Here is a 13,473-nt window from a genome sequence, read left to right on the forward strand (position 1 = left end):
CATTTTAAAAAGTTACATTCACTCCCAAACTGAAGATTTTCATAATAGGATACGTATTCGTATCACGTGTCAATTCTCCTTCGGGATCAAAAACTTTTAATTTGTCAAATGTCAAAAGATTATAGCCTGTAAATTGAACGGTCAATTTAGAAGCACCGATAGCTTTTAAAATCTTCTGTTGAGTGATATTATATCCAATCGTCAGATTTTTCAGTTTTACATATGAGGCATCTTTTAGCCACACACTTGATGTCTCCTGATTAGTCGAACTCGCAATGGACAAACGTGGATATATGGCCGTTGCTGCTGTTTCAGGTGTCCAACGCCCGTCAGCCATATATTGATAAAGTACCTGCCCCTCATAAAAAGGACGCTTATAAGCATTCGCCATTTCAATATCACATTGGGCAACTCCCGTCCAATTCATAGAAGCAAAAAAGCCTTTATATTCTCCACCCAAATTTAAACCGAAAGTGTAAACCGGGCGTTTGGGATTCCCTATTTTGGTTTGGTCGTCATTATCAATTATATTATCGCCATTCAAATCTGCAAACTTAATATCACCGGGATATTTTTTCCCTTGCGGCTGAGGCAAATCCTCACGAACATTACCATCCGCGTCGAAGTCATTTTCATTATAGAATCCCTGTGCCAAATATCCAAAACGGGCTCCCACTTCATGTCCGGTACGCCACATATAAGGCTCGTTCGGTTCTATTTCATCCTGATAAATAATTTTATTTTTAGAATAAGAGATATTTGTATTTATATAATATGAAAAGTCCTTAATACGATCATTCCATTTTAAATCCACCTCATATCCGTGATTATTGACTTTACCCATATTAACCACAGGTAATATGCCATTCATTGCAATCAAAGAAGGAACGGTGCTACGTTGTATCAGAATATCACGCCGATTTTCACGGAAATAATCGACAGTCAACTTCAAACGGTCGCTGAAGAAATAAGCATCTATACCGTAATTCTGCTTTAAGGCAGTTTCCCAGGTTACATTCGAATTTCCCAGCATAAGTTCTTTCGCTGCTGTCTGATAGGCCATATTTGTCAAGCCGAAGATATACCCGTTCTTATCCTGATAGGCTTGTTGGAGCCAATCGGAATTATTTATAGAATAAGAGTCCGGCAAATAAAGGAAGCGGTTACTAGACATGTTGTCATTACCGACCAATCCAACAGAGGCACGCACTTTCAGATAGGTTAAGAAATCATTTTTAGGAATAAATTTTTCTTCCGTTATTACATAACCGATAGAACCCGCAGGGAATGTACCAAAACGTTTGTCCGGTGCAAAGTTCTCGGAACCATTATAACCAATATTAAATTCCGCTATATATTTCGACCTGTAATCATAAGTCAAACGACCTACTAAACCAATATAAGCAGTCGGAACATCCCAAAACTTATTAGGATAATTAGGATAGTACTTTTTACTTTGGTTGTACAGCAATAAGGCACCGACATTATGTTCTCCGAATTTGCGATTATAACGAATGCTTCCTTCCACATACCAGTCACGGGCACGACTTTTATCTCCGGTTCCATACGTTTTCATCATATTCTCTCCTGTTATCCGATACACAAGACTCTTATCAAAATCAGGGTCCTTCACATCAAGTCCTGAACCGTCTATTTCGGATTTATAAAAAGGAGTATACGTTTCCACATGTCCCCGTACGGTTTTAATGTAAGAATAATCAGTATTATATGCTCCTTTCACTTCAATAGAAAGCCCCTTTGTTATACAATCCAGATTTTGAGACAGATTCAAATCGAATGTCATATTATTCGAGACTTTGCGGTCATAGCCATACCCATAAAATCCATTAAATACTTGATTCTCCATTTTAACTCCGGGAAAACGTGTACTTTGTGTCATCACTTTTTTCCCATCAACAATTCCCGGAGATGAGAATGGTAACGACCACGTCAGTTGTTTCCACACATTGCCACTACCTCCTGGGTCACGTTGGTTACCAACAATTCCACCCATGCCGAATTTTAACGTAGTGGTACGTGTGAGATTTACATCCAGGTTAGCACGATAGTTATAACGGGTATAGCTATAATTGTTGTTATAATCAAGCCCGTCCAGTTGTTTAAACAAACCATTCTGATACAAAAAGCCTAACGATACAAAATAACGGATATCTTTTGTTCCTCCGGAAATGCTGACGTTATGTTGAGTCTGAACAGCAGCCTTATTCATCAAATAATCATACCAGTTCACATTGGGATATAGAATAGGGGAATCTCCCAAACGAAAACGTTCCATATCATACTCCGAGAAAGCCAGTTGGTCATCGGCAACTCCGTCATTACGTTGAGCCTCTCTGAATAAAGAAGCGGTTGTATAACTGTCTGCCACATCCAGTATACGTGTAGGCATCTGGATGCCGACATTCGAACTAACCGAGATTTTAGTTTTTCCTTCTTCTCCCCGACGAGTAGTAACCAATATAACTCCGTTTGCACCACGCACACCGAACACTGCCGTAGCCGAAGCGTCTTTTAAAACATTAATAGATTCTATCTCATTAGGGTCCATCTGATAGAAAGAACGTTCTACACCATCCACAAGAATAAGCGGAGAAGCTCCCCCTTCTGTCAATGATCCAACACCACGTACAAATATTTTCGCATTGTCAGCTCCCGGTTGCCCACTTGCCTGCATAGAAGAGACTCCGGGCAACTGCCCTGCCAAAGAGTTGGTAACACTGGCACTAGGCGATTTCAGTAAAGCTTCTGTACCGACACTCGATATAGCACCAGTCAGTGTGGCCTTCTTCTGCACACCATAAGCAACAACCATTACTTCATCCAGACTTTGAACATTTTCCTGCAGACGTACATTAATTCCCCTTCGGGAGTTTACTTTTATTTCTTGTGATTGATAACCAATAAATGAAACCGATAAAATTGAATTTCCATAAGGTACCGTAATTGTATAACGGCCGTCAATATCTGTGATAACTCCTGTGGAAGTTCCTTTCACTTGCACAGTAGCGCCAATAATAGGTTCGCCACTCTCACTCGTAACAATTCCGGTAACTTTTATACTATTGTTCTGTTGTAAACCGGAATTTACCCACTCTTTGCCAGTGTCTCTGCCCAGCCAATTACTACTCGTCTCTGCGGAATAACAAACCTCCCCCCACAAAGACGATCTAATGCATACGGCAATAAATAAAATCTTCCGCATGCGACAACCTGTTAAAATGTTTTTCATACTTTGATAATGTTAAATAGTTAAACAAAAAGTATTATTAGGATTTCTGTTTAAATTTGAAAGCCAGCGATTCATTCTTCAATCCTTTTGGCAGAATTACCGTCACTTTGCCATCTTTAGTCTGATACTTCACGCTACAGCCAGTTTGAAGCAGTACCATCTTGCCGATAGGTTCATTTCCTTCCCACACAATCTTCTGCGGCAATTCCGTATTCTCCGGCAATGAGTAGATGGCATACAGCGTTTTTCCATCTTTATTAGCTGTAAACCAGACACTTTCACTTTGATAGACAGGGGTAATACGTGTATTATAGATGGCTTCACCATTTACTTTCAGCCATTGCCCTATCTCTTTCAGCCGCTGTATTCCCTCTTCTTCGATAGTGCCTTCTGCCGTAGGTCCTACCCCCAAAACCAAAGAACCTCCTTTGGCTACAATCTCCGTGAGAATGTTGATTACTTGAGCAGCAGATTTATATGAAGCGTCTTTCCACCACCCCCAATGATTGGTCAGTGTGATGCAACTTTCCCAAGGGTGATCCAATTGCTGCTTAGGAATAGTCAATTCCGGCGTTTGATAATTTTCGTTCCGGCCGGGTACAGTCCGGTCTACTGCTATCAGCCCAGGTTGGCTGTCACGCGCCTTATCTATGATTTGATCCATTTTTATATCTTCTTTTGGGGCTCTTACCCAGCCTCCGTCCAACCAAAGAAGATCCATCCGGCCATAACGTGTCATAAGTTCATTGATTTGATTAGCTGTATATTCCTGAAACCGCTTCCATTTATCAGGATTAAGTTTGATATCATAATTCACATTCCGGGTGGGTGTCGCCCTGTCTGTGCTCCAATAATCATTGCAGTGCCAGTCCGGTTTGGAGAAGTAAGCACCTATCATAAATCCGTTCTGACGGAAAGCATCAAATACATGATAAGCCACATCCTTTAAAGGATTATTTTTAAAAGGTCCTTTAGCTATGGAAAAATCAGTCTCCTTCGTATCAAACATACAAAAACCGTCGTGATGTTTGGTGGTGAAAACCATATACTTCATGCCGGCATCTTTCATAATATCTGCCCATACTTCCGGTTCAAACTTTGTTGGGTTGAAAGACTCGCTTAATCCCCAATACCACTTTTTAAAATCGTCATAAGGCATATCACCGAAAATTTTGGTACGGCGAGGAATAAATTTCTCTTCCGAGCACAACAGCCATGACTCGAAAGTTCCGGGCACGGAATAAAGTCCCCAGTGGAACAGTACACCGAATTTCAAATCTCTCCATTGGTCTAATTTCTGCAGAACTGCCGGTTCTGTCGGATATTCATAGGAAGTTGATGATTTATGCACATACCCTTGTTCTTTAATATCACTTTGCTGTGCATATACATTCCAGGAAAAAGAGAGTCCGAACAAAGTAGCCAACACTACTTTCATGCTTTTCATTTGTCTCATACTTATCGTTGTTTTAGAGGTTTTAAATTCCTCCGCTAAGATATGAGGATTAGAATGAAAGGGTGTTTTGTATCATTTTTTGTTTGTCCGATAACTGCCAGAAGAGTGCTAAAAACTATCAAAGTTTTTTAGATTTTATTCAGAAGAGCTTTCAGAGTACTATTTTCTCTGCTTTTTCACATAATCCGAAGGCAAGCATCCCATATACTTTTTAAAACTGGTAGAGAAATAAGACCGAGATGCAAAACCGACCATGGCACTCACTTCCGATATGGAGTAACGACCATCCAACAATAATTTGCAAGCCATATTGAAACGTATTCGCCGAATAAAATTTGCCGGCGGTTCACCCGATATAGAATTCATTTTGTAGTATAGTGACGAACGGCTCATAAAGAGTTTCTCCGCAAGGTCATCAGCCGTAAAGTCTTCATCAGAAATGTTTTCTTCTACAGTCTGAATAGCTTTGGTTATAAATTCTTCGTCCAGTTTATTTGAAGTCATTTTTGCCGCATCGATATCAATCGTACTGGAATAATAATATCTCAAACGTTGTCTGGCTTTCAGAATATTATTAATCTTCCCTTTCAGAAGATACATAGAGAAAGGTTTGGAGATATAATCGTCCGCACCTACCTGAATACCGGCAGCCTGCGCCTCGATACTACCTTCCGCCGACAACAGAATAACCGGAATATGACAGGTTTGCATATTCTTTTTCACAATCTCACATAGTTTAATACCATCTATTCCCGGCATCATGACATCAGAAAGAATTAAATCCACTTTCTGTTCCTTCATCATTTCCAAAGCTTCCTCTCCGTTTCCGGCTATCAACGTGATATACTCCGACTTAAAATTATTTTTCAAATAATCAACCATCTCCTTATTATCATCCACCAGCAGGATAGTCGCTCTGCCCTCCCCTTCCAAGCTATCCTGTTTATCCATATCAGCAGGGGGCACTGCAACCTCTTCCGTATATGAAACGTCCAAAGATGGCATAGGTTCGGATAAAGAAAATGGCACCTCTTTATCCTGTCTTTGTTCTTCAGCCGGAAACACCTGAATATCAGCAGGCAGAGTCACTTTAAATTCTGTAAACTTTCCGATTTCACTAGCGACTTCTATTGTGCCCCGATGCTTGTCTATCAATAATTTCACCAAAGACAAACCAATGCCTGAACCTTTCTTATTATCATCCACTTGGTAAAAGCGTTCGAAAATACGGGAAAGTTTCTCCACAGAGATTCCTATGCCATTATCACGTATCGTAAGCCCATAAACAGTTTCCGTTTTCCACAATGATAATGAAATTTCTCCACCATCAGGAGTAAACTTAAACGCATTGGAGAGCAAATTCATCAATATGGTTTCCAAATACATCCTGTCGACAGGAAGTAATTCGTCTTTCAAATCCGAATGGAAATGAAAATTAATATTTCGTTTCCTTGCATTCTCTTTAAATAAATTGAATACATTCATTGACAAACTTTCAACCGGTCCTGAAACTATATTGATAGGTAATGTCCCCGACTCCGCTTTCCGGAAGTCGAGTAGCTGGTTGACGATATGCAGTAACTTTTGTCCATTCTTGTAAACATAAGACAGCTTCTGTTGTACACCGGGATCAAAAGAATTCTTTTCTCCCAGCAGTTCTTCCAACGGAGCCAATATCAGGCTTAAAGGTGTCCGCAGTTCATGAGACATATTAATATAAAAACGAACTTTCTCCTGACTGATTTCTTCAATTTTATTCCGTTCGATATGCTCAATCTGTACCTGCATTCTCATCTTGGCACGAACAATAAAGAAATAAAATATAAAAACTAAAATACCGATAATGAAGAAAACGAACAGAGTTTTCGCCCACCATGTCTGATACCACATCGGAATAATATCAATAAAAAATTCCGCAGGTGTTTCAGACCACTGTCCATTGTCACTGCAAACCTTCACTTTAAAAACATATCTTCCCGGAGACAAATTCCAATAGTTCACTCCACGGCTTCCTGCCCATACATCATAAATCCAGTCCGAATCATAACCTTCCAACTTATACGCAAATTTGTTACGGCTGTTTGACAGGTAGTTAATCACAGAAAAAGTGATTCTGAACATTTTGAGTTCCGAAGGAAAAGAGACACCCAACAACTTCCCGTTGTCAGCCTGATAAAAATTGATATCTCCGTCTTTTGCCTGCCTTATAGGATGATTCTGTATGGACAATCCGGTTATTACCGCATTGGGAGTAAAAGGACTGTTGGAGAAATGTTCGGGATTGAAAAAGACGACCCCATTCAAAGTTCCTAAAAAGAAAGTGCCGTCTTTAGTACTGCATACAGCCGACTGCATAAACTGATTGTGCGGCAATCCATCTTGTTTGATATAGTTACAGAAATTCTTTTTCTGCAAATCAAAGCAAGAAAGTCCTTTACTTGTAGCCAGCCACAACCGCCCTTTTTTATCTTCCAAAATACCACTGATACAATCATTGGGCAAACCGTCGTTCATAGAATAACGCTCCCATGAGGAAGAAGAACCTTCTTTATAGCGGTACAATCCGGAAGTAGTACCTATCCAAATGGCATGGCTACTGTCTTCATATACACACAATGCTTGTATCAGACCAAGTGAATAAATCCCTGCCGAATCAGCCATAACTTGCATTTCTCCATCAGCATACATATACAAGCTTTCTTCCGTGCCAATCCAGACACGCCGCCTTGAATCACGGAATACAGTAGAGACAAGCACATCTTTCAGTTGAGGATACCTTATAGCCAATGGATGCAAAGACATTTCTTTTGTTTGATAATCAAAACGATATAAGCCAGCCATCGAACCAATCCAAAGTGTGCCATCTTCTCCATCCAACAGCGAATAGCAACTATTTCTCAACGACGTAGTGCCGGGAATATCATAACTACTTATACGTCCGGTCCTAACGTCCAAATGGCTCAACCCTCCGTTATGCATACCTATATACACAGAACCATCTTTCTCGGGAAACACACATTTTATGTTATTCGACCGCAAAGAGTTGTTGTTGTTTTCTTTACCGGAATAACAAGTAAAATGCCCTGTTATCCTATCATAATGATTCACCCCTCCATCATTTGTACCCATCCAAAGAGTATGGTTAAAAGGGTCTTCCACAATGCAACTGATGGTATTGTCACTCAGAGAATTACGGTAGACAGAATGTTGCAGGACACGAAAGTCGGGAGCTAATGCATGATAATAATTAAGTCCTCCATAGTAAGTGCCTACCCACATTCCTCCTTGATGGTCCCTTAGAAGAGAACGTACAGAATTATGTCCCAAAGAAGAAGGGTCTTCATAAGAAAAGCGATATTGCGAAATACTTTTTGTATCTGGTTGGAGAATCAGCAGTCCTTCTATCGTTCCAATCCATAATCTTCCCCGGTCATCCAGTTGCAGAGCCCGGACAGCATCAGAAACAAACTGTTTCGGATAATTTTTCCGGTTATAATGTTCTCGAACCTGAAATTTGTCATCTATCAAATATACTCCGTTCGTCAATGACGCCAACCAACAATTCCGAGTCTTATCATCATAAATGATACTGGAGATTACTTCATTTTTTAATTCAGGAAGCAATTGAACAATATTACCATTACGAAAATAATAGAAATAAATACCTTTTGAAGTTCCAAGTAATGCCCCGTCTCCTATAGCACGAACAGAATAAACATTCTCCTCCTTTAACTGGGGAAGAATTTTCATCTTGCCATCTGCTTTCTCAAAAAGAACTAATCCCCGATTCGTTCCTAACAACAGTTGTTCCTTGTCTAGCGGCTCTTCTATTGCAAACACCTGAACCGACTGATCGCCCGGTAATGAATAATTTGTAAAGTCATTACCTATAATATTATAGCGAGAAAGTCCGACCATTGTCCCTGCCCATACGGTTCCTTTACGGTCGGTATAGAGAGAATAGATATAGTTATTCCCCAAACTGGTAGTATCGCCCAACGATTTATAAAAAGATGCAAACCGGAAGCCATCATGCCAGTTCAACCCCTCGGTAGTGCCTACCCATATTTTATTATTATGGTCTTGAGTTAAAGCAAGCACCGTATTGTACGACAAACCATCGTCTACGGACAAACGTTTAAAACGAATTTGAGTTTCATCTGCCAATAAAGTAGATATCGTAACAAACTGGAAACAAATGGACAAAACAATCAAATAACAAATTTGTATATATCGGTCTTTCATAAGCAATTATAATTCAAGAACACTTCAACTAAAGCAAAGATACGCATTTCCAATAGAATCCAAAACGACTCATTCGTTAAAAGTCCGGCTATCGCCAAACTACAATTGCCATAAACAGCTTCATTGATCACATATATCCATTAGATTTGATCTCTTTATATCGTTTCAAAGCTTCCAAGTAATAATAATCGGCATAATTCAACGGAGTATCGACTTCACTATTATGTGGAAAACTTCCCACCGAATGCATAAGAATAAATCCATGATTTTCTCCTTCCCTTGCCAAGTATGTTTCTGAAGAAAGCTGTTTCAAGATTCGTTCTGCATAATGGAAGTATTTCTGCCCTTGTTTTTTATCCCCATACCCGCTCAACTCCAACAATGCGGAAGCTGTGATGGCAGCCGCCGAAGCATCACGAGGTTCGTTGGGAATGTTCGGAGCATTATAATCCCAATAAGGAATTAAATCTTTTTCAGACGGACAATGATTCATTATAAATTCTGCGATTTTATATGCCGCTTTCAGATAGGTATGTTGTTTTGTGAAACGATAACACATGGTATATCCATATAGGCCCCAAGCTTGACCACGCGCCCAAGACGATTCATCATCATATCCCTGATAAGTTCCCTTCGACTCAACCACACCATTTTCCGGCAAATAACTGACTACATGATAAGATGTCATATTTCTCCGAAAATGATTTTTCAACGTTTTATCAGCATGTGCTATGGCAATCTCCCTGTACTTCGGATTACCAGTCTGTTCTGATGTCCAGAAAAGCATTTCCAGATTCATCATATTATCAATAATGACAGGATAGCTCCAATTACCAAAGTTCCAGGAACGAATCAATCCGACTTTCGGTTCAAAACGTGTACAAAGGCTTTCGGAAGAGTGAACGAGAATCAGGCTGTCCGCTGGTTCCGGCTTCAGCCGGATGCCCTGACCATAACTACAAAACATCATGAAGCCCAAATCATGATTTTTCGTGTAATATTGCATCGCTTCCAGGCGGTCTGTATACAAGCGTGCCTGTTGTGCCAATTCCTCATTAGCAGTAAGCTCATACACCAGCCACATGGAACCGGGGAAAAAACCGGAAGTCCAATCTGATGGTTTTTCCAACCGATATTCTCCATATTTTAGAGAACGTGGGAAACAGAGGGTATCCGGTTCGTGTTTCAACTTTTCTGCCATATAGAGCAATTGATGTTCGGACGTACTCACCGCATGGTCAAACCATTTCATCTCATTTTCTCTCGGGACATTGCAAGCAGTCAGGAAAGCAATTCCCGCTGCCACCATAAGATATTTGCTATTCATTGTCTCATTAGATATTCATTCTGCTATTACACTCTATCACTAGCAACAAAGTTAGACTAACTTACAGGCATTGGTTTTATAAAACTATCTTTTTATGTCCGTTTCCGTTTCGATGAAGTTTGATTTTGTTCGGAAGTTGTCCGTTTTCAGACAATTATTTCTAATATAGTGCAATATTGAAAATAAGTTGGGACACTTTTACATAGTGTTATAGACGAACAAACTAGGCAACTGTACCAAAAGTTAGCTACACTGTATGCGAAAGAATGATAACCAATGAAACATATAAAATGATCATTAGCGGCATAGATAAACAGAAGAATTATTATCTTTGTTACTTGAATAAACAAAAGCAAGAATATTATGAAGAAGCTTTATCCCATCGGAATACAGAGTTTTGAAAAATTGCGTAAAGAAAATTATCTTTATATAGACAAAACTTCATTCGTGTATGAACTGGTAAAATCCGGTTCCTACTACTTTCTTAGCCGTCCCCGGCGTTTTGGGAAAAGCCTTCTTCTATCCACTTTCGAAGCTTACTTCCAAGGCAAAAAGGAGCTATTTCAAGGTCTTGCTGTTGAAAAAATGGAGAAAGACTGGATTCAATACCCCATTCTGCATCTCGACTTAAATACGCAGAAGTATGACAGCCCCGAAAGTTTGGATAATATACTTAACATGAAGCTGGATGAATGGGAATCGCTATATGGATCCAATCCGGTGGAAATAGGTGCACCTCTCCGTTTTCTCGGCATTGTTCGCCGTGCCGCTGAACAGAGTGGTCGGCGGGTAGTGATTCTCATTGATGAATATGACAAGCCGATGTTGCAGGCCATTGGGAATGAAGAATTGCAGGATAGTTATCGTGATACTTTAAAAGCGTTCTATTCAGTACTCAAAACGATGGATAAGTATATTCAATTCGCTTTTCTCACAGGAGTGACAAAGTTCGGGAAAGTGAGTGTATTCAGCGATTTGAATAATCTTAAAGATATTTCTATGGATAAACGGTATACCGAACTTTGCGGTATCACAAACGAAGAAATCCACCATTATTTAGAGACGGATTTACATATCCTTGCAGATACGCAAGGCATGAGCTATGAAGAGACGTGCCAAGAATTGAAAGAGTGCTATGACGGATACCACTTTACTTTCGATTCGGCAGGTATATATAACCCTTTCAGTTTACTGAATACATTCGACTCTATGTCATTCGGTAATTACTGGTTTGAAACCGGTACTCCTTCCTATCTCGTCAAACTTCTGAAACGGGATAATTATGACTTACACCAATTGGCCAATGATAAAGCGACTTCCGATACGCTGAATAGTATTGATTCTTCTTCCAAGAATCCTGTGCCCGTGATTTATCAGAGTGGTTATCTTACCATCAAAGATTATGATAAACGTTTCGGTATCTACTATTTAGGATTCCCCAACCGGGAAGTAGAAGAGGGATTCATTAAATACCTAGTCCCTTTTTATACTTCAATCGACGAAGGAAAGACCGCTTTCTACATTACAGAATTCGTCCATGATGTAGAAGAAGGTAATTATGAGGACTTCTTCATACGTCTGCAGAGTCTCTTTGCCGACACTCCTTACGAACTGATACGCGATTTGGAATTACATTATCAGAATGTATTATTTATCGTCAGCAAATTACTGGGGTTCTATGTACAGGCAGAGTATCACACCTCTGACGGACGCATTGATCTTACTGTACAAACTGATAAATACATTTATGTAATGGAATTCAAATTTGACGGAAGTGCGGAAGAAGCTCTTCAGCAAATTGAAGAAAAAAGATATATACTACCCTTTGCAAAAGATAATCGTAAGATTGTAAAGGTTGGGGTTAATTTCAGCTCAAAGACCCGGAATATAGAAAAATGGCTGGTGAAAGAAGTAGAATAATCAGACTTTATACCACTGTATGGATGGATGCATGTATGTATGCCATGCATAAAGTTATAAATGTACGCTTTTTGAGATAAGAATCCACGCCCGATAACTACTTTTTTTATGAACCGGCACCAATGGCAAATAGCCTGATCTTATTCTTCCTTGTTCTATCTCCAAAGGATAAGTCTCCTCCATTTCTTTATGTGCGCTCCAAGCTGCTCCTTCCGAAGGATAATAGTTTATTTGAAAAGCTCCTGTCGAAGTAGGATATATATAACGGTCATATATATGACGCGCCACCACTCCCATATTCATCCGCAAGTTGATTTCCACGCAGGGATGAATACGATAAACAGGGGAATCCGGGAAACGGCAGATCATCATATCCACTCCCAAATAACCATTATAAATAGTTCCGAAGCGAAGAAGCAACTCTTGTTCAAGACGGTTACGCAGCTTATAAATTTCTTCAACAGGGATATATTCCGAAAGGTTCCGTTCGATGGCAGCATCCGAAATCAGCAAATTACCCTCATATGCCCCACTCCCACCCGTACGGAATTGAGAATATCCGGCAAAGTCAAATCTACCGTTACCCGAAGAACGAAATTCCATAGCGAAATCTTCCATCTTATTATATAAAGGTTCACCAATAACACCTCCTTGCTGATTGCCAATGCGTGAGCACCAACCGGAAATGGAAGGAGTATATACACCTTTGCACCAGTTCAATCCTTTTCCACTACCGGATAAAGGAGCTTTCAGTAAACAAGTATCATGTGATTCTACAAATGACTTCCATTCTTCGGGAATCGTCAGGTAAAAAGACTCTCCACAAAAACAAGCTCCCAGTTGTAACTGTGGTAATAGTTCCACAGCGCAGGAACGATGGGAACAAGAACGCAGTTTATCCAATTGCTCAATAGAAGGAAGTTCGCTTTCTTCCACTCCCAAATCCAACAGTCGTTTTCTTACTGCTATATCCCAGCCCCAAGGATGAATATCCAAATTCCGCTCGGAAGCAAGTTCAGGTTCTGTCATCAAATCAACCGAAAGTCCTAATAATTCCTGTATCTTCTTCACATAGTCGAGATTATAAGCGGAAGGAGCCAAAACAACACTTCCCTCTTCCGCATACCACATCGGCAACAAAGCCAATTCGGATGCCATTTGCCGGGCGGAAGCCGGTGCCATATAGTTTGTTTCACCGCTGGCTAACGCCAAATCATGTTCCGGATTGAATATATAAAGAGCCTTTTTTGTCATTTTAAACGAATTCAAAACTTT

General features: G+C 40.0%; 6 protein-coding genes. 1 reads left to right on the forward strand and 5 read right to left on the reverse strand.

Annotation, left to right across the window (positions count from 1 at the left end):
• Positions 1-4: 4 nt before the first annotated feature.
• From AB3G73_RS09720 to AB3G73_RS09735, 4 genes are all read right to left on the reverse strand, one after another.
• Positions 5-3,250, reverse strand: a complete 3,246-nt coding sequence (locus AB3G73_RS09720) for a SusC/RagA family TonB-linked outer membrane protein (RefSeq protein ID WP_367744667.1) — start codon at positions 3,248-3,250, stop codon at positions 5-7.
• A 37-nt stretch (positions 3,251-3,287) separates the two neighbouring features.
• Positions 3,288-4,706: an alpha-L-fucosidase gene (locus AB3G73_RS09725; RefSeq protein WP_254883731.1), complete on the reverse strand. Its 1,419-nt coding sequence runs from the start codon at positions 4,704-4,706 to the stop codon at positions 3,288-3,290.
• A gap of 159 nt (positions 4,707-4,865) precedes the next feature.
• Positions 4,866-8,951 carry a hybrid sensor histidine kinase/response regulator transcription factor gene (locus AB3G73_RS09730; protein WP_217721200.1) on the reverse strand — a complete coding sequence of 1,362 codons (4,086 nt, stop codon included), beginning with the start codon at positions 8,949-8,951 and terminating at the stop codon, positions 4,866-4,868.
• Positions 8,952-9,078: 127 nt separating this feature from the next.
• A complete protein-coding gene (locus tag AB3G73_RS09735; protein ID WP_217721201.1) occupies positions 9,079-10,278 on the reverse strand; it encodes a glycoside hydrolase family 88 protein in 1,200 nt (399 codons plus the stop codon).
• Positions 10,279-10,641: 363 nt separating this feature from the next.
• Here AB3G73_RS09735 and AB3G73_RS09740 point away from each other — a divergent pair, with 363 nt between their 5' ends.
• Positions 10,642-12,198 (forward strand): ATP-binding protein, encoded by a 1,557-nt coding sequence (locus AB3G73_RS09740; RefSeq protein WP_195649701.1) that lies wholly within the window; start codon positions 10,642-10,644, stop codon positions 12,196-12,198.
• Positions 12,199-12,252: 54 nt separating this feature from the next.
• Here AB3G73_RS09740 and AB3G73_RS09745 read toward each other — a convergent pair whose 3' ends face one another.
• The gene (locus AB3G73_RS09745; protein WP_342989638.1) at positions 12,253-13,452 is read right to left on the reverse strand and encodes a hypothetical protein; all 1,200 of its coding nucleotides are present in this window, start codon (positions 13,450-13,452) and stop codon (positions 12,253-12,255) included.
• Positions 13,453-13,473: the final 21 nt, after the last annotated feature.

This window comes from Bacteroides sp. L008 (assembly GCF_040812255.1).
Lineage (GTDB): Bacteria > Bacteroidota > Bacteroidia > Bacteroidales > Bacteroidaceae > Bacteroides > Bacteroides vicugnae.

Excerpts from the sequence above, each read along its gene's own strand:
- AB3G73_RS09720 (WP_367744667.1), bottom strand. The coding sequence starts at position 3,250 with ATGAAAAACATTTTAACAGGTTGTCGCATGCGGAAGATTTTATTTATT.
- AB3G73_RS09725 (WP_254883731.1), bottom strand. The coding sequence starts at position 4,706 with ATGAGACAAATGAAAAGCATGAAAGTAGTGTTGGCTACTTTGTTCGGA.
- AB3G73_RS09730 (WP_217721200.1), bottom strand. The coding sequence starts at position 8,951 with ATGAAAGACCGATATATACAAATTTGTTATTTGATTGTTTTGTCCATT.
- AB3G73_RS09735 (WP_217721201.1), bottom strand. The coding sequence starts at position 10,278 with ATGAATAGCAAATATCTTATGGTGGCAGCGGGAATTGCTTTCCTGACT.
- AB3G73_RS09740 (WP_195649701.1), top strand. The coding sequence starts at position 10,642 with ATGAAGAAGCTTTATCCCATCGGAATACAGAGTTTTGAAAAATTGCGT.
- AB3G73_RS09745 (WP_342989638.1), bottom strand. The coding sequence starts at position 13,452 with ATGACAAAAAAGGCTCTTTATATATTCAATCCGGAACATGATTTGGCG.